A 24357-nucleotide genomic window follows, 5' to 3' on the forward strand; every position below is an offset into this window, starting at 1 on the left:
ATAAAACCGACACAGACTACAACCATACACGTATGAATGTAAATGTTTGGCGGCTTTCAGTGCCGCCAAAGAGGTAGTTACTGCTCAAGTACCGGTCGCTCACCGATGTTGGTTACGCTGCTGGAGCCAGCGTCTTCAGGCAATGTAAAGGTAACTTCTTCGCCCTGTAGCCAGGCATTGATCTCTTCGACGGCCTCAACGTCCAAACTCCCCGACTGTTGGCGCAGGGACAGCAGGTTGACTACGTAGTCGTAACGCGCCTGGGCATAGTCGGAAATGGCGTTATAAAGATTTTGCTCGGCATTCAAGACGTCGACAATGTTGCGGGTACCGACTTCATAGCCTGCGCGTGTGGCATCCAGTGCGCTCTGGTTGGAAACGATGGCTTGCTCGCGGGCATCCACGGTGGAGACATCATTGCTGACCTGGGTATATAGCGAACGCACCTGCTGAACGGTGTCGCGGCGCTGGGCCTCAAAGTCGAACTGGCTGGCTTCCAACTGGTAAGTGCTTTGACGGATGCTGGCCTGGGTGCTGCCGCCCGTGTATAGCGGCCAGTTGGCGCTCAACCCTATCTGGCTGGATTCGTCGTGACCTTGAATGCCATCGATATCGTTATCGGCATACTGATAACTCGCGAACGCCTCCAGGGTGGGCAAGCGCTGCGCCTGGGCCACGCCCACAGCACTGCGGGACACTTCGACACCCGCCTGTTCGGCGAGCACCAGAGGGTTGTTCTCAACGGCGAGATCAACCCAGTAATCGCGGTCGCTAGGCGACGGTTGCTGGATGGGATAGTCGTCGCTCAGCGCTTCAATGCTGGCATAGCGCTGGCCGGTCAAGCGCTCAAGGGCCTCAAAACTCACCTGCAGATCGCTCTGTGCGGCAATACGTTCGGCGCGCGACTGATCGAAACTCGCCTGCGCCTCTTCTACCTCGGTAATCGCGATCAGTCCGACCTCGAACTGCTCTTCAGCCTGTTCCAACTGACGACCAATGGCACGTTCCTGAGCCAGGCGGGCATCGAGAATGTCGTTGGCGCGAAGAATGTCAAAGTAAGCCGTCGCCACATCGATCAGCACTTGCTGCTCGGTCGAAGCCAGTGCGTAAATTTGCTGATCGATTTCCCGCTCGGCTTGTTCAACCTCGCGGCTGTTGCGCGCATCATAAAGTGCTTGCGAGGCTTCAAGTGTCAGGCTGACGCTATTGAAGGGATCGTCATTGCCGCTGGTGTTGCCCGTCCCGTTAGCCACCTGACCTGCCTGAGTGCCCGCTGCACTGCTTTGGCTTTCGTAGATGCGGTTATGCGCCACATTCCCTGACGCGTTCAACTGAGGCAACAAGTCGCCACGGGCAACGTCACGCCCAGCCTCGACACTCTGGGTTTGAGAGCGCGCTGAACTCAACTCGGCGTTATTTTCCAGCGCATCCCGGGTAATGGTGAGTAGATCAGCTGACCAAGCGGGAACCGCCCATACTGAAAGCAATAGCGCAGGAAGCAACGTGCGCTTTGCCACAAAAGGGCGTGGAGTTTTGAAAGCCAACGTGGAAGGGAGTCGCAGCATAGCGTTTTCCTCATTAATATTAGTCTGAATGCTTACATACATTGTCGCATGTTTTTTTGGCGATACCAGACCTTGGTCAAATATTCGGCTTATATTTCATTTTTCTTTAACGATTGCCTTGGCATTGTTGGCTTTGCACTTTTGCTTTTGGGCCTTTTTCCTTAGGGCCATTGCCTTTCTCCATGGCAACCACATCGCCAGGCCGTACAAGCTGGCTTTATTTGGCTATCCTGTACGTCATCATGCTGCAAAGCAACAAACAGCTTACTGAGGCATATCATGGACCGCATTGAATATATTAGCGTACGGCAGCTCGAAATCGCCGTTCGTATCTGGCATCCCGATGCCTCCAATACCGTGATCGCCTGGCACGGGCTGGCCCGTCACGGTGGCGACTTTGAATCCCTGGCCCGAAAGCTCGGCCCCCAATGGCGAGTCATTGCGCCCGACACGCCGGGACGCGGACTTTCCAGCTGGTCGCTTTACCCTGCCAATGATTACTTATACAGCCACTATGTGACGATCGCGTTGGCGGTACTCGACCATTTCCACATTGAGAGCGCTAACTGGGTCGGCACGTCGATGGGCGGTTTGCTCGGCATGCTGCTGGCCGCTGATGAAAACACCGCGCAGCGAATTCGCTGCCTGGTTCTCAATGACGTAGGCCCCGAGCTGGACAGCCAGACGCTGGCCGAAATGGCAACCTACTTTAGCGTGCTCAAACGTTTTTTGACGCTCAGTGAGCTACAACAGGCACTTGAGCAACATTACCAGGGGTTTGGTGACCTCAGCCGCTTTGAGTGGCAGCAGATGGCACTAAGCAGTGCCCGCCGGCTGCCTGATGGCAGTTGGAGCTTTCATTACGATCCCCGCATAAGCGAGCAGTTTGTTCACGATACGCCCCGCGACACATGGCGCGACTGGCAGCAAATCCGCTGCCCGCTAATGGTTATTCGGGGTGAACATTCCACGCTACTTCGTGCCGGGAGTGTAGAACGCATGCAGGTCGACCAGCCGCATATGGAAACGCTTGAGGCGCCGGGATGTGGCCATGCCCCTATGCTCAACAATGATCAGCAGGTGGCTCCCCTCAAGCGCTTTCTGAGCCGCTATGGCGACATTGCCTCTCCCCAGACAGCTACCCCGGGGCAGCGGATCAGTCGTTGGTGGCAACGTCTGATCCACCCTCGCGGCTAAAAATGATAGTTGATCAGCGCACCACCCATCACTTGGGTCTTGTCACCCACGTCATCAACGATCGGGCTGTCCGCGGCATCGCCTGTTAACCGCGTCACGCCGAGTAACCCCGTTACCGACCAATCGCGGGTCAGGTAATAGCTCAGGCGGCTGTTCAGCCCGTAACGGACATAGCCATCGTTCGGGCGGTAGATGGCTAGCCCTGAGCGCGCACTTTCTGCTGGCGAAATGCCGAACATGTCGCGAGTCCAGTCATCGCTTGAGTAGGTCAACTCAGGACCAATCGAAAACGCCATTTGCTGAGACAGCATGGTGCGCCAGTTGGCTTTCAGGTCAGCTTCATAGCCGTCTACATCGCCGCCTAGAGGAGCTTTCGTCGCGGCTTCCAGCCCCCACGGGCCGTTTGAATAGCGGACACGTACGCCCGCCGCTGCACCATCGTCTACCTCGTCAAGGCCGCTTAGCTCGCCATCGTTATCACGCCCCGGCAGGTAGGTGATGAACGGTGAAACCTTCCAGTTTCCCTGGCGAAGTAAATTCCAGCCAATACCATCACGGACACTGGCATAAAAGGTATCACCATAGGTAACGCTGGCACTTGGCCAGCCACGCGTTTCATTTTTGTCGCTACCCAGATAGTCGGGAACGCTAAATACACCGGCGCCAACGCTGCCTTCCCACTGGGCCAAAGCGCTACCCGATGCAACCATCAGCAACGTGGATAGCGTAAAATATGATAGGGCAGATAGTCTCGATCTCATGGTTAAAACCCACTGTTATCATTTAGGTTTGGAAGCAATGCCTTAACCAACCAAAGGCCGTCTTCCTTGACGTAAGCAATCAGCGACAAATCCTCACCAGGAATGGCCAGCTGCAAATGGATTGACGATCAGCGTGGCGCAGGCGCCACGCCTAACATACATTTATGTATGTAAGCTAGCATTCGCCTTCATTTCCGTCAATTTAACTTCTCCCACCGAATCAACGCTACCACCGAGGCAATCAACGACAGAACGGCCTTCTTGCAACAAGATCGTGCACAGCCCACAAGTGTGCCCCTCAGTGGTGCAGCCCTCACCGAGCAAGCCTTGCGATGGCTGATTCTCACCACACCACTGGAAAATATAAATTCGACCTTAAAAAAAATAAATCAATGAAATAAATCGATTTTACGATTTTCTCAGCCCTCCAGTTAATAAATTGGCATGCCAAATGCAGCACCCTGACAACGAGCTCAGCGCCTGCAATACCCAGATCCAATCGAAGAGCTAACTCAAAAAGCTAACGCAAAGGGCTAAAGACTAAAGGACTAACACTGGACATTCAGGCGCGGCGTTAATCAACCGAAAATGACACAGGAAAACCTATTCATGTCATATCTAATGCCCAGTGAGTTTGTTACCAAGCTGGTAGACCAGGGTGAAGCGAAAGTCTATATGGGCACCCGGGATACGCTTATTCGCGCCTTCATGGCGGGGGCCACCCTGGCGTTGGCGGTTATTTTCGCCATTACTATCGCCACCCAAACAGGTAATTTCCTGATTGGAGCGCTGCTCTTTCCCGTGGGCTTTGTCATGCTCTACTTGATGGGTTATGACCTGCTCACCGGGGTTTTCACGCTGGTTCCAATCGCCTGGCTCGATAAACGACCCGGGGTCACCCTGCCACGGATGCTCAGGTGCTGGGGGCTGGTAGGACTTGGTAACCTGGGGGGCGCCTTGTTCATTGCCACGTTTGGCTATATGAACTTCACCATGGGCGGCACTGAGGAAATCAACGCCGTCGGCCAGACCATGATGTCTGTCGGTGAAAGCCGTACTGTGGGTTACCAGGATGCTGGCCTAGCCGGTTGGATTGTGCTTTTCCTGAGGGGCATGTTCTGCAACTGGATGGTTTCCATGGGGGTTGTGGGTGCCGCCATCTCGACAACGGTATCCGGCAAGATCATGGCCATGTGGATGCCGATCATTGTGTTCTTCTATCTTGGCTTCGAGCATTCCGTGGTCAACATGTTCCTCTTCCCGATCGGCCTGATGATGGGCGCTGAATTTACGCTGTATCAATACATCATGTGGAATGAAATCCCTACGGTTCTGGGTAACTTGGTCGGTGGTCTGACATTGGTCGGTCTGGTTCTTTACACCACCCACGTGCGTACCCAGCCCAAGAAAAATTTATCTTGATCGAGATCCATTGACTTAAAACAGCTAACAAAACAGGGCGCCATGCGCCCTTTACCACACGGGAGAACTCTCATGGATAAACTTGAAATGCGCCACACCCTGCTTGCCGCCAAAGCGCGCAAGAAAATGAGCTGGGATGATATCGCCACCGCTGTCGGGATGTCGCCTGTGTGGGTAGCGTCAGCTTGCTATGGCATGAACAGCGCCAGCCCCGATATCGCCCAAAAGATCTGCAACACGCTGGATGTCGAGAGCGACGTTGCCGATGCCCTGGTGACATTCCCGACCAAGGTGTGGGATGAAGCCATCCCACAGGACCCCTTCATTTATCGGCTCTATGAAGTTGTCGGCGTATATGGCGAGACACTCAAGGATGTGGTGCAGGAGCAGTTTGGCGACGGCATCATGAGTGCTATCGATTTCACCATGGACGTCGATAAGGTGGAAGATCCCAAAGGCGACCGTGTTCTGCTTACCCTGAATGGCAAGTTTTTACCTTATAAGTCCTGGTAACGCCTACTTCTGGTACGCCTCGAGCGCGGTAATGCTGCGTTCAACGCCGCTGCGATAGCTCGCCCCAAAGAGCAGCAAATGATTAAGCAGCGGGTAGAGTTGAAATAACGCTTCACGCCTCGGCCAATCGGCCGGGGCGTCGCCGTTCCAGTAGGCCTCGAAAAAGCGTTCATCCAGGGAGCCAAATAGGGTCAACATGGCAATATCGACTTCCGGGTAGTGACGATATATCGCCGGGTCGATAATGGCGGGGCCACGCGGCGTGAACATCACATTGCCCGACCACAGATCGCCGTGCACCAGGCTCGCGGGCCTGTCGGGCAGCCAATCTTCCAACTCATGTGCCTGACGGGCGATGCGCTCATAAAGCTTTTTATCGAGCAAACCGCGCTGATAGCAGGCGTCGCCGAGAGGCAACAGCCGCCGCTCGCGCTGAAAAACACGCCCATCGTCCAACGGTGCATTGGGCTGAGGGGTGCTGCCACAGGCGTTATCCCAGTGCCAGCCATGTTGCTCACCGACGCTTGCGTGAAGCTCTTTGAGGCCTTCACCCAGCGCTGAACTATCGCGTCGGCCGGATGCTTCAAGCGTCTCCATTACCAGCCAGCTGTCGGAAAGGCCCAGCACCTGAGGGACAATCAAGATGGAACACGCTCCCTTTAACGCCCGCAGTGCCTCGGCTTCACCGCGCAGCCGCTGCGCGTCGTCATGTTTGACGACGACGCTGCCCTGTTCGGTATCAAGCTGATAGACGGCCGCAATATCGCCACCGCCAAGCGGCGTTAATGCGCCCTTGGGGGTAAGGTCGAGTGTTTCCAGTAACGCGTCTAGGGCCGAGTCCATTGCATGCTCCTGTGCGCTGAATGTCTGTCTATTATGACTGCCGACTGTCGGCGACGTCGACTCACCCGAGCCGCTGATGAATGAGCTTTTCCAGTTCAAGCTGGTCATCGTGGAAACGACGGATACCTTCCGCCAGCTTGTCGTTGGCCATCGCATCCTGATTGTGACCCCAGCGGAAATCAGCTTCACTCAAAGCCGGTAACGGCTGACCGTTGCCGGTATGTGCCGCAATCCGGGGCGTCACTTCACCTTCTGCCGAGGCCAGCTCTTCAAGCAATGCCGGGGAGATGGTCAACCGTGGGCAGCCCGCCAACGCCAGCACCTGGCCGGTGGTGCGGAAGCTGGCACCCATCACGACGGTATCGTAGCCGCCCTGATTAGCGCGTTCACAAACACCACGCACGAACAGAACACCCGGGTCGTTTTCTGGTGTGTAGTCATTGCCGGTGGCGTTCTTGTACCAGTCGGTCACGCGCCCCACGAAGGGCGAGATAAGAAACACGCCCGCATCAAAGCAGGCCTGGGCCTGGGCATCGCTGAACAGCAGCGTCAGGTTGCACTGAATGCCCTCTCGCTCGAGCACTTCGGCGGCGCGAATGCCCTCCCAGGTAGACGCCAGCTTGATCAGCACGCGGTCGCGGCTAACGCCTCGGGCTTCATAAAGCTCGATCAGCTCGTGAGCCTTGGCGATGCTCGCCTGGGTGTCAAACGACAGTCGGGCCGCCACTTCGGTGGAAACACGCCCCGGTACCACCGCGGCGACTTCACTACCCACGGCAACCGCCAAACGGTCTACCGCGTGGGTGACCTGCTGCTCGCGAGCACCACCGGACGCCTTAACCTGGCTCAACTCCTCATCGATCATCGCCTGGTAGCCCGGCAAACTAAACGCTTTGAGCAACAGCGACGGATTGGTGGTGGCGTCTTGCGGCTGGTAACGACGAATCGCCTCCAGATCACCGGTATCGGCCACCACCAGTGAGTGTTGTTTTAATTGCTGTAGTTGATCCAACATAAATGCTCCTTATTAACCGGGTGCCTTCAATGAATGAGTGCTGCCGTGGCGTTGCTCGAGCGCACGACAATAACGCGCATAGGCTGTTTGGTAAGCCGCCACTTGTATGGGGTCAGGATCTGCCTGCGATTCAGCATCCAGCGTTACCAGCCGTTCACACAACGCTTCCAGGGTAACCCCATCTTCCCGCTGGTCACACCAAGCGGCCTGCAGGGCGGCACCCAGCGCCGCGGCATCGGTGATTTCCGGGCAGATCACCTGCGTATTGGTGATATCCGCCACCATCTGCCGCCATACCGGGCTCTTGGCGCCGCCGCCAATCAGGCGAATCTGGCTGGCCCCCGCGGTTAAGTCTCCGAGCAGTTCCAACCCATACCGCAGTGCAAAGGTTGCCCCTTCCATCACCGCACGGCACAGGTTGGCCTGGGTGGTATTCAGACTGGTCAGGCCCAGGAAGTCCGCGGACGCCTCCGGCAACATGGGAACCCGTTCACCGTTGAAAAACGGCAGCACCGTCACCCCTTCGGCGCCAACCGGGGCACTGGCCACCCGCTCGCCAAACGCAGCCAGGTCCAAACCGAACAGCTCGCGCACACGGGTAGTGGCAGAGGTCACGTTCATGGTGCAGATCAGCGGCAACCACCCGCCGGTGCTCGAACAGAAATTGGCGACCATGGCATTATCGCAAACCACAGGGGCCGGTGAGTATGCACACACCGTGCCTGATGTTCCCAAGCTTAACGTAATCAGCCCCGGGGTTATATTGCCGGTACCAATCGCGCCAAGCATGTTATCCCCGCCGCCTGAAGACACCACGACATCATCTGCCAAGCCCAATTCGGCGGCTACGGCACTTTGCACAACTCCAGCGGGTTCATGCGCCTCAAGCAACCGGGGAAGCACGCGCTTGGCATCCAGCTCAGGGGCTATCTCGGCAAACACATCCAGCCGCCAGCGGCGCCTTAGCGTGTCGAAGTAGCCAGTCCCGGAGGCATCGCCTGCCTCGGTCACGCGGTTGCCGGTGAGCCAGAAATTCAGGTAATCGTGAGGCAACAACAGACTATCGATACGCTGATAAGCGGCAGGATGATGGTCGCGCAACCACGCCACCTTGGAGGCGGTATAGCCGGTTTGCAGCACCAGGCCAAGCTTTTCCAGGCAGCCCGTTTCTCCGCCAAGGCGCACCATCAGGTCGCTGTTATGGGTACTGGTTTCGGTATCGCACCACAATTTGGCGGGATATACCGGCTCGCCCTCGGCGTCCAGTGCCACCATGCCATGCTGCTGGCCGGAGACACCGATACCGCGCACCTGGCTGGCATCGACTTCAGCACGCTCAAGCGCCTCGAAGAAAGCGCCTTTCAGCGCTGTCAGCCACTCGCTTGGGGCCTGCTCACGGCGGCCATTTTCACCTTCATCCAGATGGTGGGGGCGGCTCGCCTCCCCGCGGATAAGGCCTTGCTCAACATCCACGACCACCACTTTGGTACTTTGCGTTCCGCAATCGACTCCGATATACATTACTGAATTCCTATGGACGAGACCAGATCCTCAAGCGTAGCGCGTGCGCCGCGTTCGTGCAGCGATGTCAGCGCCTCAAGGTAGGCCGCCAGAAAACGGGGTTGGTCTGCCAGGTCACCAAACACCTCACGGTTTTCAACAAACGCCGTTGGCTGGGTGCGATTATTGGCGGCAACCTGCATGAGTGACGCTTTCAGACGATCGACGATCTCGATCGGTTCGCCCTGTTCGTCGACCCCTTCAGCATAGCGCGCCCAACTGGCTACAACCGCCGCGCTGCGTTTGATCTCACCGCCATCGGCCAACTGCTGACGAATCACCGGTACCAGCCACTTGGGTATACGGTCAGAGCTTTCTGCGCACAGGCGCGCCAGTGTGTCCTTGATTTGGGGGTTGGCAAAGCGCTCGATGAGCGTCAGCCGATAGGCTTCCAGGTCAACGCCAGGCACCGGCGCCAGCGTGGGTGAGCCCTCTTCACGCATGTAGCCTAGCAAAAAGTCGACAAATAGCGGGTCCTGGCAGACTTCGTGGGCGTAGCGATAACCGGCCAGATAGCCAAAGTAGGTCAGCGCCTGATGGCTCGCGTTAAGCAGCCGCAGTTTCATCAGCTCGTAAGGCTCAACGTCATCAACCAACTGTACGCCCACCTTGTCCAGCGCCGGACGCCCCAGCGGAAAATGGTCTTCCAGCACCCACTGCGTGAAAGGCTCACAGACCACGGGCCAGGCATCGTCAATCTCAAAATGCTGCGAAAGCTCGCTGATATCCGCCTCTGAGGTCACCGGGGTAATACGGTCCACCATGGCGTTGGGAAACGCCACTTGGTCGGCTACCCACTCCCCCAGCGCGTTATCCCGGGCACGGGCGTAAGCGCTGAACATGCGCTTCGCCACATCGCCGTTGCCCTGAATGTTATCGCAGGACATGACCGTAAAGGGGGCGATCCCCCGCTCGCGGCGGCGTACCAGCGCCTCCACCACCAGACCGAAGCTGGATGAGGGCTGGGTGGGATGGGCCAGGTCGTCGCGTATTTGTGGATTATCCAGATCGAACTCGCCGGTCACCGGGTGGAAGTTGTAACCGCCTTCGGTGACCGTCAACGACACGATGCGAATCTGTGGATCGGCCATCTGTTCGATCACCGCCTCGGCGGCCTCAGGCGCGAACAGGTAGTTAACCATGCTGCCGATTATCCGCGGCTCATAGCGGCCATCCGGGTGTTTGACGACCAGCGTATAAAGGTGGTCCTGCGCTGCCAGCGCCTGTTGCATGCGTTTATCACCCGGCATTACGCCCACACCGACAATCCCCCAGTCCAGCGCTTCGCCCCTGTTCATCAGGGCATCCAGATACATCGCCTGGTGGGCGCGATGAAAGCCGCCCACACCAATGTGAACAATACCCGGGGTAATCCTGCTGCGATCATAGTCAGGCGTGGCAATGGGGGAGCCTAGTTTGCCCACATTGTGATTATTGAGTTGGGTCATCGTCGCTCTCCAGGTTATTCGTTGGACATGACGTGCTAACGCCAGTACTGATCGGGCGAAAAACTGCCTGTTTTCACCAGTTGAGCATTGAGCATGTCTTTTTGGTGCGTGCGCTCAATGGCGCCTGCGTGGTCCTGGCCCATGGCTAACCAGCGGGCCACCAGGCGCTGCGCCAAGACGTCATCGTCGACATCAAGCATCAGCGTCCAGTCAAACAAAGGTTGCAGGTCGCGCCATATCGGGCGGTCGAGCAATAAATAGTTGCCCTCGACAATCACGATGCGCTGTTCAAGGCGGATGAGCCGCCCACCGGCGCGAGCCAGATCCAGCGGGCGGTCGAACACGGGGACAGCGACCGCCTGGTCAGCGCGGCGAAGTCGCTCCAGATCAACACGCAGACCGTCCACGTCGAAGGTGTGCGGCGCGCCCTTGAGTGGCAGCTGCGCCTCACCGAGCACGGCATTGTCGAAGTGATAGCCATCCATCGGCACCACCCCAGCCTGCCCTGGCAACTGTTGGTTAATCGCTGCACACAGTTGCTCGCTGCGGTAAGACTTCCCGGCACCGGGCGGACCCGCCAGGGCGACGATATAACGAGGAATGCCGGCTGCCGCATCGATAATCTGGCGGCTGATATGGTCAATATCCGGGGTCATGGCAAGTCAGCTCATCCAATTGCCGCCATCGACGTTGAGCGTCTGGGCGACGATATAGTCACTGTCCTGGCTGGCCAGGAAGACCGCTGCACCAGTATGGTCTTCCGGCAGCCCCATACGGCCAAACGGTACGGCCTCGCCGACCAGGCGCTTTTTCTCGCCCAATGGACGGTTTTCATAGCGGGCGAACAGCGCATCCACGGTTTCCCACATCGGCGTATCCACCACGCCGGGGGCAATGCCATTGACGTTGATGCTGTGCTTGATCAAGTCCAGCCCACAGGACTGGGTAAGGCTGATCACGGCCGCCTTACTGGCGCAGTAAACGCTCACCAGCGCTTCACCACGGCGCCCCGCCTGGGACGCCATATTGATGATCTTGCCACCCTGCCCCTGGTCCACCATCGCTTTGGCCACCGCCTGAAGGGTGAAAAACATGCCTTTGGTATTAACGGCGAATTGCTTATCAAAGCTCGCCTCCGTGACCTCAAGCACAGGCGCCATATCAAATACCGCCGCGTTATTGACCAGAATATCGATGCGCCCCATGCGCTCGCGAACCTCTGCCACCATGGCGTCGATGGACGCTGTATCGCAGACATCCAGCTCAATTCCCAGCACCCGTTCCTCACCCGCTGCCTGGCGTAGCAGATTAACAGCGTCATTGACGGCCGCTGTATCAATATCGGCGACCACCACGCTGGCCCCTTCGCTGAGGTAGCGCGCGGCGATCGCCAGTCCGATACCTTTCGCCCCACCAGTCACGATGGCTACCTTACTGGTTAGCTTCATGCCGACCTCCATTGTGGGCAAGATCTTGCCACTCGCTAACCAGGTCATTTAGCCCCTTCATGTGCGGCAAGATGCGCCAGGCGCCCGCCTTACGAAGCCGCTCCGATTGGCCATCATCGACATGGCTGGCCCCCACAAAGCCAATCACCCACATACCTGCCGCGGTGGCCGCCGTCACGCCGGCCACACTATCCTCCACTACCAGACAGTCATGGGGCGCCTCTCCCATGGTCTCGGCCGCCAGTTGATAGAGCGCGGGGTCTGGCTTCGGTTGGTCGACCTGTTCTGCGGTAAAAATCGGTACATCGCCAAGGGCGGCATCCAGCCCAGTACCCGCAAGCGATGCCAGCACTCGACAGCGACGGCTGTTGGAAACCACCGCCTTGGGTAGCGTCAGCGCCCGCACAGCAGCTTCAGCACCGTCGATCGCGATGAGTTCACGTGCCAACCTCGCCTCAATGGCGGTATCGACCCGCTCCGCCGCATTCGCGGGTAACGGATAGACGCTTAACTGCTCGGCATGACGCAGAATGTTAGCAGTGGTCATGCCTAACGCCTGTCCAAGCGATTGCTCAACATCAATATCCGGCAGCCAGCGGCCAAGGTGTTCCGCCAGGGTGCCTTCGGCCAAGGCTTCGCTATCGACAAGAACACCGTCACAGTCGAAAATAAGCGCCGTCATACCGACGCCTCGGAAGACGTATTGTCCCCGTTGGCGCGATTGTCCTCGCGTGTGAGGCCCGCCAGAGGGTGCTGCTGCAAACTCGGCAGGGCCTGGCCGTCAGCCTCGAACAGGTGAGCCCGCTCCGGGGCAAAACCAAAGTGCACCGTATCGTTAACCCGGTAGGCCACATCGCCGTCGGCCATGATGGTGACGAGCTGGTCGGCCATCTGCACATAGAGCGAGGTTTGGCCGCCAAGACGTTCCAGCACCTGTATTTGCCCGACCAAGGGTCCCTGCTCTTCAAGCACCAGATGCTCGGGCCGAATACCCAGCTCCAGCGCCGCGTCGTCACCCAGATGCTGACCGTCCACCGGCACATGGCGCTCGCCGCCGCCAGGCATTCGAATACCTACCCCTTCGGGCTTGACGCCAAGCAGCGTCACGTCGAAAAAATTCATCTTCGGCGAGCCAATGAATCCGGCGACAAAACGGTTTTGGGGATGGTGATACAGCGCCATCGGCGAGCCGACCTGCTCGACGACCCCATCGCGCAGCACAACGATCTTGTCCGCCATGGTCATGGCTTCGATCTGGTCGTGGGTGACGTAGATCATGGTAGCGTCGAGCTCGTCGTGCAGACGCGCCAGCTCGATACGCATCTGCACACGCAACGCCGCATCCAGGTTGGAGAGGGGTTCATCGAACAGAAAAATGCTCGGGTTACGTACGATGGCGCGGCCAATGGCCACGCGCTGACGCTGGCCGCCGGACAGTGCCTTGGGTTTGCGGTCCAGCAGCGGTTCCAGCTGCAGAATCTTGGCCGCTTCCAGGACCTTGGCCCGGCGTTCCTCCTTGGAAACACCGGCCAGCCGCATGCTGAAGCCCATGTTGCCTTCCACCGTCATATGGGGATAAAGCGCGTAGCTCTGGAAGACCATGGCAAGCCCGCGATCGGCGGGCCCCACATCGTTCATCCGTTGGCCGTCAATCAGGATATCGCCGCCTGTGGCACTTTCCAGCCCGGCAATCATGCGCATCAGAGTGGATTTGCCGCAGCCTGAAGGACCCACAAAGACCACAAATTCACGATCTTCAACGTCAAGATCAATCCCTTTGATGACCTCGGTGTCGCCAAACTGCTTGGTAATATTGTTGAGTTGTAGGGTTGCCATAGGAAAACTCCTTTACTTGACGGCACCAAAGGTCAGGCCGCGCACCATTTGCTTCTGGGTCATCCAGCCGAGGATTAGAATGGGCGCAATCGCCATCGTGGAGGCCGCTGATAACTTGGCCCAGAACAGCCCCTCGGGGCTTGAAAACGAGGCGATATAGGCGGTCAGCGGCGCCGCTTTGGACGACGTGAGATTGAGGCTCCAGAACGCTTCATTCCAGCTCAGGATGACCGACAGCAAGCCTGTCGACGCGATGCCCGGCAGGGTCAGCGGCAAAAGCAGAAAGAACACCTCCTGGAACGTCGTGGCGCCGTCCATGCGGCCAGCTTCGAGGATGTCCTTGGGCATGTCCTTGAAGAAGGTGTAAAGCATCCACACCACAATCGGCAGGTTCATCAGCGTATAGATGATGATCAGTCCGGTGCGGGTATCCAGCAGCCCAACATCGCGGAAGATCAGATAAATCGGCACCAGTACACCAACAGGTGGCAGCATCTTGGTGGATAGCATCCACAGCAAGGTGCCTTTGGTACGCTTGGTCGGCAAAAACGCCATCGAATATGCCGAAGGAATCGCGATCAACAAGGCCAGTAGCGTCGAGCCAAAGGCCACCACGACGCTGTTAAGCGCGAAGCGTGTATAGCCCGACCGCTCCTGAACCGCTTGATAGCTCTCGAGGGTAGGCGAAAAAATAAACGACGGGTCGGCAATCGCCGCTGTCTCGGTTTTAAAGCCTGTCAGAACCATCCACAGGATGGGGAAGAAAATCACCAAGGCCACCGACCAGCCAAAGACCGTCAGCAGCAGTTTTTTGCTGTTAATGGAACGTAAGCTTGTCATCACAAGACTCCCAGGACACTTACGTGCCGGTTACTCTTCCAGGTTTTTGGCGACCATGCGGACCAGGAAGATAGCGACGATATTGGCGAGAATGATCGCGATCACCCCACCGGCGGAGGCAGTGCCGACATCGAAATCCAATAGCGCACGGATATAAATCAGATAGGCCAGGTTGGTCGTGGCAAGCCCAGGCCCGCCGGAGGTGGTGACAAAAATTTCCGCGAAGATGGTCAGCAGAAAAATCATCTCGATCATGACCACCACGCTGATGGCGCGCTTGAGGTGCGGCAGCGTGATAAAGAAGAAAATGGCGACCGGCCCCGCGCCATCCATGCGGGCGGCTTCGACCTGATCTTCGTCCAGCGACTGCATCGCCGTCAGCAGGATCAGTAGCGCGAACGGTGTCCACTGCCAGGCCACAATAATCACGATTGAGGTCAGCGGTAGCGATGAAAACCAATCCAATGCGGGCAAGCCAAACGACTCAGCCAGCCAGGCCAGCACCCCATTGGATGGGTGCATCATCATGTTTTTCCACACCAAAGCACTGACGGTGGGCATGACAAAAAACGGTGAAATCGCCAGCACGCGGGCAATGCCCCGCCCGGCAAACTCCTGCTGAAACAGCACGGCCAGCAGCGTACCGCCGACCACGGTAATCACCAGTACCCACCCCACCAACAGCAGGGTATTGCCCATCGCCGCCCAGAGCGACGGATCGGTCAGTAGATACTGATAGTTCTCGAATCCGGCAAAGCCGGTCATCTCCGGCATCAACAGGTTATAGCGCTGCAGCGAAAACCAGATCGTCATGCCCAACGGCACAACCATCCAAAGCAGCAGTAGCGTGACAGCGGGTGCTTGAAGCGACAGCGTTCTCAGCCCGCCGACGGTGCGGCCGGAAGTACGTTTCGTATTCATGGAAGTACCTGCCAGAAGGCGCAAGGAAAAACGCCTGGGCTCGAAGGCCCAGGCGTTAACCGCGTTAGTCTAAGTAACCTGCTCGCTGCATGGTGCGCTCGGTGGCGCGCTGGGCAGTATCGAGCGCCTCTTCCACCGTGCTATCACCGGTTAGCGCCGCCGCGATGCTTTGGCCGACTCGGGTACCAATCGACTGGAACTCCGGAATGCCGACGAACTGCACGCCAATGTAGGGATTGGGTTCGAGCGTCGAGTCGGTGGGATCAGCATCCTGAATCGCCTTCAGCACGAAATCGGCAAACGGGGCTGCTTCGATATAGCGCTCGTCTGCGTAGGTGGATTCACGCGTGCCGGGAGGTACGCTGGTCCAGCCTTCGGTTTCACCGACAAGTTCGACATACGCTTGCGAAGTCGCCCAGGTAATAAACTCACGCGCGGCGTCCTGATTTTCAGAAGACGCAGGGATGGCTAGCGCCCAGGACCACAACCAGTGCGAGCCTTTCGGCGTTTCGGCAATCGGCGCAGGTGCAAAGCCTAGGCTGTCGGCCACGTCGGACTCATCGCCGTCGTAGAGTTTGCCAGCCGCGGAGGTGGCATCGACCCACATACCGCAATTACCACGCGAGAACAGCGCCAGGTTTTCATTAAAGCCGTTGGAACTTGCCCCGGGTGGGCCGTAATCGTTAAGCAGGTCAACATAGAATTGAACCGCCTCAACCCAGGCGTCGGAATTAAGCTCAGGATTCCAGTCCTCGTCAAACCAGCGACCGCCAAAGGTGTTGACCAAGGTGGATACGAAGGCCATGTTTTCGCCCCAGCCTGGCTTGCCACGCAGGCAAATGCCGGCCAGGTCTTCTTCCATACCGTGCAGCTTACCGGCCCATTCGCGAACCTCTTCCCAGGTGGGTTGATCGGTCATCTCGATGCCCGCTTCCTCGAACAGGTCCTTGCGGTAGTACATCATCGAGCTTTCGGCATAAAACGGCAGCGCATGGAGCGTGTCGTCATGACTCAGACCATCGCGGACAGAGGTCAACAGGTCGTCTTCATTGTAGTCGTCGGGCAGGTTGTCAAGCGGTGACAGCCAGCCGCGTTCAGCCCAGATCGGTACTTCATAGGTGCCAATGGTCATCACATCGAACTGCCCACCACCGGTGGCGATATCCGTCGTCATGCGCTGACGCAGCACGTTTTCCTCCAACACCACCCAATCCAGGGTGATGTCAGGATGCGCCTTCTCGAATGCATCGGTGAGGCTTTGCATGATGACCATGTCGTTGTTGTTCACCGTTGCAACGGTCAGTTCGGTTTCGGCCTGGGCCTGACCAGCGAAGGCAATGGCCGCCGCCAGACTAGTAAGGGGTAAGTAACGTGCAAGTTGCATAAGGCACTCCTGTTGGCTTTGTGTTGGCATTGTTTTCGCCAGATGTTTTCTCTCAATCTGATCTCATTGATCAATAATCGATCAAATGATCGTACGAAAGCCAAAAAAAAGCAAAGCCCCGGCACTTAGACTTTACGCTAATGAATCAGCAAAACAGCATGTTGCGCCGCCACATACCTATCTCAGAGGGCTCCCAATTCTTCCGTATTGACAATGTGCCGAGCCGCTATCTCATCGGTAATCAAGCCTTTCAACCAGCCCCCCTTCAGAGCCGCATGAATGGCAGGGGCTTTGTCACGCCCGCCCGCCATGGCCACCATCATGTGTTTGCCAAAGCGCTCAAGGGGCAGGCTTGTGACCCGGCGGGTAATCGAGCAGTCGATCACCTCCCCCTGACGATTGAGCGGCCAGCCCAGCAATTCGCCGACGGCCTCCAGGCCAAGCAGCTCATCAAGCTCATCTTCACTGATAAAATGATCCTGAAACAATGTCGCTTGCCGATCGATACGGCCCACACCAATAAAGGCCGCCTCGGACTCTCTAGCCACATCGGCAATCGCCTTGAACAGGCGCTGCGACAGCATGGCCTGTTTCTCATCGAGTGACTCGGCCACTACCGGGGCGGGCAGCAAGAAGCGTTCGCCACCGGTTTTATCGGCCAGCACCATCACCGCGTCATAGCGGTTCGCCGAGCCATCCCGAGCGACATTGCCCACCAGCGAGACGAAACGGTGCTGAGGACGCTCAACGCGGCTCAGCGCCTCCACCGCCGCGCGTACCGAGCGGCCGGTGCCCAATGACAACGTCAGCGGTTCGCTACGCTCAACGAGCCGGGAAAGCCGTTCCGCCCCGGCCACTGCCAGATAGTAAGCAGCACTTTCAGGGGCATGGCTGTCAGCGGGCACCACATCACAGTAAGCCAATCCAAAGCGCTCGCGCAGTGCACTGCCCAATGCCATGCAGGTGGAAATCGGGTGATCGATATGCACCTTTACCAGGCCTTCCTGCCGGGCGAGAGCCAACAGTCGCTGCACTCCCGGCCTTGAGACGCCCAATTGAGTGGCAATGTCATCCTGCGTCATGCCGCCGACGTAGGACATCCAGGCGGCTCTGGCCGCCTGATCTATTTTTACCTCAAATTTATCCATTCGCTGGCTCGCTACCCAGGTGATTAAATTGCATCATACAAAGTCAACGGGAAGACCAGAAGTCGCCTGTTCGCTAATATGACGATAGCGCAACCCTACATCATGGTGGAATCAGGAGGCGTTAACCCATGTATAAGCTGGCATTTTTTGTCCCCGTTGAGGAAGCAGAAAGCGTCAAGGAAGCCGTGTTTGAAACCGGCGCGGGGCGCATCGGCGATTACGAGGCCTGCTGTTTCCAGACCCGGGGTACGGGTCAGTTCCGCCCGCTTAACGGAGCAGACCCGCATATTGGCAAGGTCGGCGAGCTTGAGTTCGTGGACGAGCTGAAGGTTGAACTGGTTTGCGACGACGACCATATTCAAGCCGCTATCGCTGCGTTAAAACTGGCGCATCCCTATGAAGAAGTTGCCTATGATGTCTGGGCACTGGCCGATCTCTAGGGCCTCTCAGGCACTACCGGCGTAGCGCTCACGATCCTCAGGATTGATGGCGCTGATATGCAGCGGATATTCGTGACGCACGCGATCGGCATAGAAGTGTCGGAGCGTTTGCTCAATGGTGGGAAACGCCAGCTCATCCCAGGGGATTTCGTGTTCCTCGAATAGCGCCACCTCAAGGCTTTCCGGTCCGGCGTTGAAGCCACCGGTAAGTTCCGCCCGAAAAATCATATAAACTTGGTTGATATGCGGTAAATCGATCAGCGTGTAGAGATTGGCCAGCGCCACCTCAGCGCAGGCTTCTTCACGGGTTTCGCGAGTGGCGGCCTGTTCGGTGGTTTCGGCGTTTTCCATATAGCCGGCCGGCAGGGTCCAGTACCCTCTACGCGGGGAAATGGCGCGTTTGCATAGCAATACCTTGGTACCGCTCACGGGTAGCGTCCCTGCCACAATGCGAGGGTTCTGGTAATGGATGGTGCCGCAAGTATCGCAAAGATAGCGCGGGCGATCATCGCCTTCAGGAACGGCAAAACGGACGGTATTGCCACACTGGCTGCAAAAGTTCATTGCGATTTCTCTACGGCTGCTGGGAAAAGATAACAACGCTTATGGATGCTACATGTTAGAGACACTTCGCAATCGGCTGCAACAACTCTCCCCTCAACGGCTAGACCACGCTGGCTTGCCCGAGGCGGCTGTTTTGCTGCCTATTGTCGAGCGCCCGGCCCCGACCCTGCTGTTTACCCGGCGCGCCCGCCACCTCAGTACCCACAGTGGCCAGGTGGCTTTCCCCGGCGGTATGCGCGAGCCGTACGACCACGACCTTTACGCCACGGCGCTGCGCGAGGCCCAGGAAGAGGTTGCCCTCGACCCAGGGCACGTCACGGCACTGGGCCGATTATCCGATGTCATCTCGCTGCACGGTATCCGGGTAACGCCCTGGGTGGGGATTATTCCGCCCGACCTGCCGCTGGTGGCCGATCCCGGTGAGCTGGACGCTATTTTTGAAGTGCCGTTAAGCCATTTCCTGGACGATCGGCGAACGCATACCGATGTGATTACCGTCGATGGCGTCGCCCACTACGTGCCCAGTTACCAGGTTGACGGCCATATCATTTGGGGGCTGTCTGCCATGATGCTGGTGGAACTGCTGGCCGAGGGTTTTGACATGCCGATCGACCTTTACCAGCGTCCTGACGGTGCATTGCGTCATTACCCAGAACGCAACTCGCCGACCTTGCATTCAAAACCTTTGAGAACCAACGAATGACCCCAAGCATGCATTTATCGCCTTCCGTTCTGTCATCAGCTGCCCAGGCAGAGCTGGTGGATGCGCTGGTTGAACAAGGCTGGTATGTCGGCCGGGGTGTTATTGACCTTGATCTGTGCCATGCCCTTCATCAAGAGCTGCATCATATGGCCGCGCATAACGCCTTGGATGAAGCGGGTATCGGCCGAGGAAAACAGCATCACCTGCGCAAAGACGTTCGTGGCGACGCGATCCACTGGCTCGACCGTGAAAGCGACGCTCAGCGGCGCTACTTAATGGCAATGGAAAATTTACAGCAGGTGCTCAACCAGACACTGTTCCTGGGATTGTTCGAGTACGAAGCCCATTTTGCCCACTACCCGCCCGGGGCATTTTACCAGCGCCACCTGGACAGCTTCCGCGGGCGAGCCAATCGCGTGATCTCCACGGTAGGCTACCTGAACCCTGCCTGGCCTGCCGATGGCGGCGGTGAAATGGTTCTGTACCATCCCGACGCACCCGACCAGGCAGTAGCCCGAGTGGTACCGGAAGCGGGTACCTTTGCCTGTTTCATGTCGGACACCATTCCCCACGAAGTGCTCCCCACCCAACAACCACGGGCCAGCATCGCCGGCTGGTTCCGGCGCAATGCGTCGATGGGGGGCGTGCTCGACCCGGCGCGCTAAGCCATAAACCCAACATAAAATAAAAAACGCCCTGGCCATTGCCAGGGCGTCAGTATCTGAAACAGTCAACATTGGTCAAGCAATCAGCTTGACCCGTTCGTTGTCAGCGGAGACTCAGTGTTTGAGCTTTGCCGTCATACTGATCTCGGCGTTGAGCACCTTGGAGACCGGGCAATTGGCCTTGGCCGTTTCTGCCGCTTCTTTAAAGGTCGCCTCATCGGCACCGTCCACCTGAGCTTCAACGTCCAGATGAATTTTCGAGATATCGAACCCGGCGTCGCTCTGAGAGAGCGTCACATTGGCGCTGGTCTCGATAGAGGTGGCGGTTAGGTCTTTTTCACCCAACACCATCGACAAGGCCATGGAAAAACAGCTGGCGTGGGCGGCGCCGATCAGTTCTTCAGGGTTGGTGCCTTTTTCGTCTTCAAAGCGCTTCTTGAATGAATAGCTGGCGTCGAGTACGCCGCTTTCCGTGGCAACATGGCCACGACCATCTTTCAGTCCACCTTCCCAACGTGCGCTTGCTTTACGATCCATGGATAGCTCCTTTCGCGTCAAATGTCAGGTTATTGATGGAGCCGCCAGTAACGGCAGCCACTTCACCAGCGTAGCTGATTTTTGCCGCTCTGCCGACAGCCCAGGTTCCATTGACGCCAGGACGGTCGTAAGCTGTCGGCTCAATGCCAACCCTTTTGTGCAAGGACTCGCCATGTCGTCGGCAGATGCGCTGAAATTAGTGCTGCTTTCCTCTCTCTGGGGATTATCGTTTATTTTTATGCGCGTCGCCGTACCCGAGTTTGGTCCGATTCCGCTGATATTGGTACGTATGGGGATAGGTGCATTGCTGTTACTGCCGTTTCTTCTCAGCGCCCGCTATTTGCATCTGATATGGCAGCACAAGGGACCGCTACTGTTACTTGGCATTATCAACCACGTGCTGCCTTTCTCACTGCTGGCCCTGGCGACGACGCGCCTGGAAGCAGGGTTCACGTCGCTGATCAACGCCACCACGCCAATTTTTACAGCGCTTATCGGGGCATTCTTCTTTGCCACGCCGATCATCCGCCAGCAATACCTCGGGTTGGCACTCGCCCTGGCAGGTGTTTATGTGCTGTCGGCCAATCGGCTCGACTTCGCGGTAGGCGGCGACGGCTGGTTTATCCTGGCGGTGTTGGGGGCGACATTCTGCTACGGCATTGCCGGTAACTATTCGAAAACCCGCTTGAGCCATCTACCCAGCCGTGTGCTGGCGGCCGGTAGCTGTGCGATGTCGGCCACCGTGCTGTTGATACCGGGCATTCTACTGTGGCCAGGCGAGTCTATATCTCCACTGGCATGGGGTAACGCCTTGGCACTGGCGATCCTAAGCACCACGCTGGCTTTTTTGCTTTACTTCGGCTTGCTCGCCAGCGCCGGAGCCACCGCAACATCCACCGTCACGTTTCTGGTGCCGGTCAGCGCGTTACTTTGGGGCTACCTGCTGCTGGGCGAGACGCTCAGCCTGCAAATTATCGCAGGGATGTTGATCACGCTACTGGGCACCGCAATTGCCACACGCCTATTACGTTTCAGGCGTCGCGCTCGCTTGCCTCAAGCGCCGCCCCCACCCGGATAATCGCACCGTCTCCGCCGGTCAAGGTGGCATTCTGACCAAAATGGGCGCCTTTCAAGTCAGGCTGGGTATTCAGCGACAGCAGCGTTTTCAGCGGTTCACCCGGCTCGGGAACCGCAGCTGTCTGCTGGTCGATGGTGGTGATCTTGCAGCGCTGGCAGGGTTTACGCAGCGTAAACTGAAATGTCCCCGTGGACTCACTTAACGTGGCCCAGCGGTCTTCCGCCCAGGGTAGGTCGCACTCGATCACCACATTGGGGCGAAAGCGACTCATCGGCACCGGCGCTTGACCACCTGCGGTCAAGGCATCGTTCAAGGCGTCGAGCGAGCCGGTGGTGGTCAATAAAAAGGGGTAACCGTCGGAAAAATAGGTATGCGCCGCCCCGCCATCCAGAAAATCCTCTTCGACGGCACGGGTAAATTCGGTGGCAAAGCGCACCAGGCTCATCCCCCAGGCCTGCTCGCCGAGCGCGGCTTCGAGCCATTGTGTGACCTCTGGGCCTTCCGGAAGCGCTTTGCAGTGGTCATCCCAGACGCTAACCAGGCGTAGATTACCTTCCGGCTCTGCCAGCGGTACGCTCAGTGGCTCGACGTCGGGATGTGAGAGCACCAGGTGGTCGTCGGTCAGTGCAACGCCAATCGTCGCCAGGGCGGGCAACTGGCGCTGGGTCACAAACCGTTGCCGGTCGTCGACCAGCATCCAGCGGCGATCCCAGGCAAGCCCATGCGCATGTAGCCGGGTTTGCTCCAGGGTGATTCCCTGCAGTGATTTAACCGGGTAAACGTTCAGCTGGACAATCTTCATGGCGGCCCCCTTTAAAGAAAACGCTTACTTTAGCCAGTTGCCTGCCGCTTCGCCAGACGTGAAGGGTTCACAGGGTGCTACCTGCTTCAATGGCGTAGCCCAGATCGACCACCTTGTGCGTTACCGGGGCGCCTTCGATACGTGCCAGCAGCGCCTGGGCAGCCGCCTTGCCGATAGCTTGGCGGGGTGTGATCACACTGGCGAGCCGAGGGGTCATTGCCTGGCCAACGTCGTGACCGTGAAAACCGGCAATCGCCATTTGTTCGGGAACCTTGATGCCACGCCGCTGGCATTCAAAAAAGGCCCCTACTGCCACGTCATCATTGGTACAGAAGACCCCATCGGCGCCGGGATACTCGCACATGATCTGTTCGAGCAGCGACGCCCCCACGGTATACGAAGAGCGCAAAGTGCTGTACAGCGTCACGGGCGGCAGGCCATGGGCCTCCATGGCATCGCGATAGCCCTGCTCGCGCTGCCGGGTACGCTCGTCAAGCCGCACCGCCAGGTAAATGACCTGCCGCCGACCGCGGCGAATCATCTCGCTGACCATGTCAAAAGCCGCACGGACGTTGTCATAGCCCACCGCCTGCTGAAGTGGCGCACGGTGAGTGTCCATGATTTCAACAATCGGGATGCCTGCGGTTTCCAGCATCCGCAGGCTGCGGTCGGTATGATCCCGGTCGGAGAGAATCACGCCATCGACATTGTAGGAAAGCAACGACGCCAGGCTGCGCTCTTCAAGCTCGGGGCTATAGCCATAGTGGGACAGCATCAGATGGTAGCCGGCGGGTTCCGTCAGGGTTTCGATGCCGACGATAACGTCAGCAAACACCTGGTTAGTGAGCGATGGCACCAGCACGCCTATCGAGTGGCTAGTGGCCCTGGAGAGCAAGTCGGGCGCACGGTTGGGGATATAGCCGATGTCTTCCGCCGTCGAAAAGATGCGCTCGCGCAAGCCTTCAGACACCGTTTCAGGATCGCGCAGGCAGCGGCTCACCGTCATCTTGGTGGCGCCAACGCGATCCGCGATATCCTGCAAGGTGGGTCGCTTTTTTTTCAATCGAAGGCCTTCTACAACAGATGTCAGGGGCCTTAGCCTAACGAAACCTTGGCCCGAAGACGATGCCCGCTTAGTAGGGGGGCCTGGCCGATGCAGACAGTGTCGCGATAAATTCGTGCACAATCTGATGAGGGTTTAACGCAATCGAGAGGCTAACCGCCTCTGACGGATCCGGAGGTTCCAGGTCGGCCAACTGGCTTGCCAGCATTGTATCGCCCTTGAAAAAGTGACCCGCCCGTGTAGTGAGCCGCTCATGCAGAAGATCACGGCTGCCTTCCAGGTAGAGTATACGCAGCCCCGGATCTCCCACGCGCAGGCGGTCACGGTAGCGTTTTTTAAGGCCCGAACAGGCAATCACTACCGAGCGGTCCGCTCGGTAGTACTCGGCAAACAGGCCAGCAAGCGTGTCCAGCCATTCCCGGCGATCATCATCGTCAAGCGGGGTTCCGCTGGCCATCTTGGCCACATTGGCGGGTGAATGATGATCATCGCCGTCTATGAAGGTCGCCCCCAGGGAGGCCGCCAACGCCTGTCCAATATGAGACTTACCCGAACCGGACACGCCCATCACCAGAATGCGCTGAGAAGCACTTTCCATACTGAC

General features: G+C 57.8%; 26 protein-coding genes. 7 read left to right on the forward strand and 19 right to left on the reverse strand.

Annotated elements, in window-relative coordinates; genetic code table 11:
* Nucleotides 1-77 precede the first annotated feature (77 nt).
* Nucleotides 78-1565 (reverse strand): TolC family outer membrane protein, encoded by a 1488-nt coding sequence (locus IT895_RS13080; RefSeq protein WP_199283698.1) that lies wholly within the window; start codon nucleotides 1563-1565, stop codon nucleotides 78-80.
* A 279-nt stretch (nucleotides 1566-1844) separates the two neighbouring features.
* Between IT895_RS13080 and IT895_RS13085 the strand changes: the two genes are divergently transcribed.
* Nucleotides 1845-2762, forward strand: coding sequence for an alpha/beta fold hydrolase (locus IT895_RS13085; RefSeq protein WP_199283699.1), 918 nt, complete (start codon nucleotides 1845-1847; stop codon nucleotides 2760-2762).
* On the opposite strand, the gene IT895_RS13090 is transcribed toward IT895_RS13085, so the two are convergent.
* Nucleotides 2759-3523 (reverse strand): MipA/OmpV family protein, encoded by a 765-nt coding sequence (locus IT895_RS13090; protein WP_199283700.1) that lies wholly within the window; start codon nucleotides 3521-3523, stop codon nucleotides 2759-2761. The two genes, IT895_RS13085 and IT895_RS13090, sit on opposite strands and share 4 nt — an antisense overlap.
* Nucleotides 3524-4132: 609 nt before the next feature.
* On the opposite strand from IT895_RS13090, the gene IT895_RS13095 reads away from it, so the two are divergent.
* Together IT895_RS13095 and cynS are read left to right on the forward strand one after the other, a co-directional pair.
* Nucleotides 4133-4945, forward strand: coding sequence for a formate/nitrite transporter family protein (locus IT895_RS13095; RefSeq protein WP_085918896.1), 813 nt, complete (start codon nucleotides 4133-4135; stop codon nucleotides 4943-4945).
* 72 nt (nucleotides 4946-5017) lie between these two features.
* Nucleotides 5018-5458 carry a cyanase gene (gene cynS, locus IT895_RS13100; RefSeq protein ID WP_199283701.1) on the forward strand — a complete coding sequence of 147 codons (441 nt, stop codon included), beginning with the start codon at nucleotides 5018-5020 and terminating at the stop codon, nucleotides 5456-5458.
* Nucleotides 5459-5461: 3 nt separating this feature from the next.
* Here cynS and IT895_RS13105 read toward each other — a convergent pair whose 3' ends face one another.
* The 12 genes from IT895_RS13105 to IT895_RS13160 form a co-directional block, all read right to left on the reverse strand.
* Nucleotides 5462-6301: a fructosamine kinase family protein gene (locus tag IT895_RS13105; RefSeq protein WP_085918894.1), complete on the reverse strand. Its 840-nt coding sequence runs from the start codon at nucleotides 6299-6301 to the stop codon at nucleotides 5462-5464.
* A gap of 61 nt (nucleotides 6302-6362) precedes the next feature.
* Complete coding sequence (tal, locus tag IT895_RS13110; RefSeq protein ID WP_199283702.1) at nucleotides 6363-7316, reverse strand: transaldolase; 954 nt, start codon at nucleotides 7314-7316, stop codon at nucleotides 6363-6365.
* A gap of 12 nt (nucleotides 7317-7328) precedes the next feature.
* Nucleotides 7329-8837 (reverse strand): xylulokinase, encoded by a 1509-nt coding sequence (xylB, locus tag IT895_RS13115; RefSeq protein ID WP_085918892.1) that lies wholly within the window; start codon nucleotides 8835-8837, stop codon nucleotides 7329-7331.
* The gene (locus tag IT895_RS13120; RefSeq protein ID WP_199283703.1) at nucleotides 8837-10324 is read right to left on the reverse strand and encodes a mannitol dehydrogenase family protein; all 1488 of its coding nucleotides are present in this window, start codon (nucleotides 10322-10324) and stop codon (nucleotides 8837-8839) included. The genes xylB and IT895_RS13120 overlap by 1 nt, the downstream gene beginning before the upstream one ends.
* 35 nt (nucleotides 10325-10359) lie before the next feature.
* Nucleotides 10360-10980, reverse strand: a complete 621-nt coding sequence (locus tag IT895_RS13125; RefSeq protein ID WP_199283704.1) for a nucleoside/nucleotide kinase family protein — start codon at nucleotides 10978-10980, stop codon at nucleotides 10360-10362.
* A 6-nt stretch (nucleotides 10981-10986) separates the two neighbouring features.
* Nucleotides 10987-11772 carry an L-iditol 2-dehydrogenase gene (locus tag IT895_RS13130; RefSeq protein ID WP_199283705.1) on the reverse strand — a complete coding sequence of 262 codons (786 nt, stop codon included), beginning with the start codon at nucleotides 11770-11772 and terminating at the stop codon, nucleotides 10987-10989.
* Entirely contained in the window at nucleotides 11756-12454 is a 699-nt protein-coding gene (locus tag IT895_RS13135) for an HAD family hydrolase (protein ID WP_199283706.1), read from the reverse strand. The genes IT895_RS13130 and IT895_RS13135 overlap by 17 nt, the downstream gene beginning before the upstream one ends.
* Nucleotides 12451-13608, reverse strand: a complete 1158-nt coding sequence (locus IT895_RS13140) for an ABC transporter ATP-binding protein (RefSeq protein ID WP_199283707.1) — start codon at nucleotides 13606-13608, stop codon at nucleotides 12451-12453. Before IT895_RS13140 ends, IT895_RS13135 begins: the two co-directional genes overlap by 4 nt.
* A 12-nt stretch (nucleotides 13609-13620) precedes the next feature.
* Nucleotides 13621-14448 (reverse strand): carbohydrate ABC transporter permease, encoded by an 828-nt coding sequence (locus IT895_RS13145; RefSeq protein ID WP_199283708.1) that lies wholly within the window; start codon nucleotides 14446-14448, stop codon nucleotides 13621-13623.
* 30 nt (nucleotides 14449-14478) lie between these two features.
* A complete protein-coding gene (locus IT895_RS13150) occupies nucleotides 14479-15369 on the reverse strand; it encodes a carbohydrate ABC transporter permease (RefSeq protein WP_085918885.1) in 891 nt (296 codons plus the stop codon).
* A 64-nt stretch (nucleotides 15370-15433) separates the two neighbouring features.
* Nucleotides 15434-16753, reverse strand: a complete 1320-nt coding sequence (locus IT895_RS13155; protein ID WP_085918884.1) for an ABC transporter substrate-binding protein — start codon at nucleotides 16751-16753, stop codon at nucleotides 15434-15436.
* Between the two features lie 182 nt (nucleotides 16754-16935).
* A complete protein-coding gene (locus IT895_RS13160) occupies nucleotides 16936-17901 on the reverse strand; it encodes a sugar-binding transcriptional regulator (protein WP_085918883.1) in 966 nt (321 codons plus the stop codon).
* Between the two features lie 128 nt (nucleotides 17902-18029).
* Between IT895_RS13160 and IT895_RS13165 the strand changes: the two genes are divergently transcribed.
* Complete coding sequence (locus tag IT895_RS13165) at nucleotides 18030-18341, forward strand: NGG1p interacting factor NIF3 (RefSeq protein WP_085918882.1); 312 nt, start codon at nucleotides 18030-18032, stop codon at nucleotides 18339-18341.
* A 6-nt stretch (nucleotides 18342-18347) separates the two neighbouring features.
* Here the strand turns inward: IT895_RS13165 and IT895_RS13170 are convergent, their stop codons facing one another.
* Nucleotides 18348-18905, reverse strand: a complete 558-nt coding sequence (locus tag IT895_RS13170; protein WP_085918881.1) for an NUDIX hydrolase — start codon at nucleotides 18903-18905, stop codon at nucleotides 18348-18350.
* 52 nt (nucleotides 18906-18957) lie between these two features.
* Here IT895_RS13170 and IT895_RS13175 point away from each other — a divergent pair, with 52 nt between their 5' ends.
* Both IT895_RS13175 and IT895_RS13180 read left to right on the forward strand, forming a co-directional pair.
* Nucleotides 18958-19608 (forward strand): CoA pyrophosphatase, encoded by a 651-nt coding sequence (locus tag IT895_RS13175; RefSeq protein WP_085918880.1) that lies wholly within the window; start codon nucleotides 18958-18960, stop codon nucleotides 19606-19608.
* A gap of 8 nt (nucleotides 19609-19616) precedes the next feature.
* Nucleotides 19617-20273 carry a 2OG-Fe(II) oxygenase gene (locus IT895_RS13180; protein WP_233337244.1) on the forward strand — a complete coding sequence of 219 codons (657 nt, stop codon included), beginning with the start codon at nucleotides 19617-19619 and terminating at the stop codon, nucleotides 20271-20273.
* A gap of 114 nt (nucleotides 20274-20387) precedes the next feature.
* On the opposite strand, the gene IT895_RS13185 is transcribed toward IT895_RS13180, so the two are convergent.
* Nucleotides 20388-20810, reverse strand: coding sequence for an OsmC family protein (locus IT895_RS13185; protein WP_085918878.1), 423 nt, complete (start codon nucleotides 20808-20810; stop codon nucleotides 20388-20390).
* 172 nt (nucleotides 20811-20982) lie between these two features.
* Between IT895_RS13185 and IT895_RS13190 the strand changes: the two genes are divergently transcribed.
* Entirely contained in the window at nucleotides 20983-21888 is a 906-nt protein-coding gene (locus IT895_RS13190; RefSeq protein WP_085918978.1) for a DMT family transporter, read from the forward strand.
* Here the strand turns inward: IT895_RS13190 and IT895_RS13195 are convergent.
* From IT895_RS13195 to IT895_RS13205, 3 genes are all read right to left on the reverse strand, one after another.
* Nucleotides 21842-22690 carry an MOSC domain-containing protein gene (locus tag IT895_RS13195; protein WP_199283709.1) on the reverse strand — a complete coding sequence of 283 codons (849 nt, stop codon included), beginning with the start codon at nucleotides 22688-22690 and terminating at the stop codon, nucleotides 21842-21844. The genes IT895_RS13190 and IT895_RS13195 overlap by 47 nt on opposite strands.
* A gap of 67 nt (nucleotides 22691-22757) precedes the next feature.
* On the reverse strand, nucleotides 22758-23753 hold the full coding sequence (gene gntR, locus IT895_RS13200; protein WP_199283710.1) for a gluconate operon transcriptional repressor GntR: 996 nt from the start codon (nucleotides 23751-23753) through the stop codon (nucleotides 22758-22760).
* A gap of 70 nt (nucleotides 23754-23823) precedes the next feature.
* Nucleotides 23824-24351 carry a gluconokinase gene (locus IT895_RS13205; protein WP_066318698.1) on the reverse strand — a complete coding sequence of 176 codons (528 nt, stop codon included), beginning with the start codon at nucleotides 24349-24351 and terminating at the stop codon, nucleotides 23824-23826.
* Nucleotides 24352-24357: the final 6 nt, after the last annotated feature.

This window comes from Halomonas sp. A40-4 (assembly GCF_015767635.1).
GTDB classification, from domain to species: domain Bacteria; phylum Pseudomonadota; class Gammaproteobacteria; order Pseudomonadales; family Halomonadaceae; genus Vreelandella; species Vreelandella janggokensis.

What these genes read in the sequence shown, in the direction of transcription:
- IT895_RS13080 (WP_199283698.1), bottom strand. Translation starts at nt 1,565, where the DNA reads ATGCTGCGACTCCCTTCCACGTTGGCTTTCAAAACTCCACGCCCTTTT.
- IT895_RS13085 (WP_199283699.1), top strand. Translation starts at nt 1,845, where the DNA reads ATGGACCGCATTGAATATATTAGCGTACGGCAGCTCGAAATCGCCGTT.
- IT895_RS13090 (WP_199283700.1), bottom strand. Translation starts at nt 3,523, where the DNA reads ATGAGATCGAGACTATCTGCCCTATCATATTTTACGCTATCCACGTTG.
- IT895_RS13095 (WP_085918896.1), top strand. Translation starts at nt 4,133, where the DNA reads ATGTCATATCTAATGCCCAGTGAGTTTGTTACCAAGCTGGTAGACCAG.
- cynS (WP_199283701.1), top strand. Translation starts at nt 5,018, where the DNA reads ATGGATAAACTTGAAATGCGCCACACCCTGCTTGCCGCCAAAGCGCGC.
- IT895_RS13105 (WP_085918894.1), bottom strand. Translation starts at nt 6,301, where the DNA reads ATGGACTCGGCCCTAGACGCGTTACTGGAAACACTCGACCTTACCCCC.
- tal (WP_199283702.1), bottom strand. Translation starts at nt 7,316, where the DNA reads ATGTTGGATCAACTACAGCAATTAAAACAACACTCACTGGTGGTGGCC.
- xylB (WP_085918892.1), bottom strand. Translation starts at nt 8,837, where the DNA reads ATGTATATCGGAGTCGATTGCGGAACGCAAAGTACCAAAGTGGTGGTC.
- IT895_RS13120 (WP_199283703.1), bottom strand. Translation starts at nt 10,324, where the DNA reads ATGACCCAACTCAATAATCACAATGTGGGCAAACTAGGCTCCCCCATT.
- IT895_RS13125 (WP_199283704.1), bottom strand. Translation starts at nt 10,980, where the DNA reads ATGACCCCGGATATTGACCATATCAGCCGCCAGATTATCGATGCGGCA.
- IT895_RS13130 (WP_199283705.1), bottom strand. Translation starts at nt 11,772, where the DNA reads ATGAAGCTAACCAGTAAGGTAGCCATCGTGACTGGTGGGGCGAAAGGT.
- IT895_RS13135 (WP_199283706.1), bottom strand. Translation starts at nt 12,454, where the DNA reads ATGACGGCGCTTATTTTCGACTGTGACGGTGTTCTTGTCGATAGCGAA.
- IT895_RS13140 (WP_199283707.1), bottom strand. Translation starts at nt 13,608, where the DNA reads ATGGCAACCCTACAACTCAACAATATTACCAAGCAGTTTGGCGACACC.
- IT895_RS13145 (WP_199283708.1), bottom strand. Translation starts at nt 14,448, where the DNA reads ATGACAAGCTTACGTTCCATTAACAGCAAAAAACTGCTGCTGACGGTC.
- IT895_RS13150 (WP_085918885.1), bottom strand. Translation starts at nt 15,369, where the DNA reads ATGAATACGAAACGTACTTCCGGCCGCACCGTCGGCGGGCTGAGAACG.
- IT895_RS13155 (WP_085918884.1), bottom strand. Translation starts at nt 16,753, where the DNA reads ATGCAACTTGCACGTTACTTACCCCTTACTAGTCTGGCGGCGGCCATT.
- IT895_RS13160 (WP_085918883.1), bottom strand. Translation starts at nt 17,901, where the DNA reads ATGGATAAATTTGAGGTAAAAATAGATCAGGCGGCCAGAGCCGCCTGG.
- IT895_RS13165 (WP_085918882.1), top strand. Translation starts at nt 18,030, where the DNA reads ATGTATAAGCTGGCATTTTTTGTCCCCGTTGAGGAAGCAGAAAGCGTC.
- IT895_RS13170 (WP_085918881.1), bottom strand. Translation starts at nt 18,905, where the DNA reads ATGAACTTTTGCAGCCAGTGTGGCAATACCGTCCGTTTTGCCGTTCCT.
- IT895_RS13175 (WP_085918880.1), top strand. Translation starts at nt 18,958, where the DNA reads ATGTTAGAGACACTTCGCAATCGGCTGCAACAACTCTCCCCTCAACGG.
- IT895_RS13180 (WP_233337244.1), top strand. Translation starts at nt 19,617, where the DNA reads ATGCATTTATCGCCTTCCGTTCTGTCATCAGCTGCCCAGGCAGAGCTG.
- IT895_RS13185 (WP_085918878.1), bottom strand. Translation starts at nt 20,810, where the DNA reads ATGGATCGTAAAGCAAGCGCACGTTGGGAAGGTGGACTGAAAGATGGT.
- IT895_RS13190 (WP_085918978.1), top strand. Translation starts at nt 20,983, where the DNA reads ATGTCGTCGGCAGATGCGCTGAAATTAGTGCTGCTTTCCTCTCTCTGG.
- IT895_RS13195 (WP_199283709.1), bottom strand. Translation starts at nt 22,690, where the DNA reads ATGAAGATTGTCCAGCTGAACGTTTACCCGGTTAAATCACTGCAGGGA.
- IT895_RS13205 (WP_066318698.1), bottom strand. Translation starts at nt 24,351, where the DNA reads ATGGAAAGTGCTTCTCAGCGCATTCTGGTGATGGGCGTGTCCGGTTCG.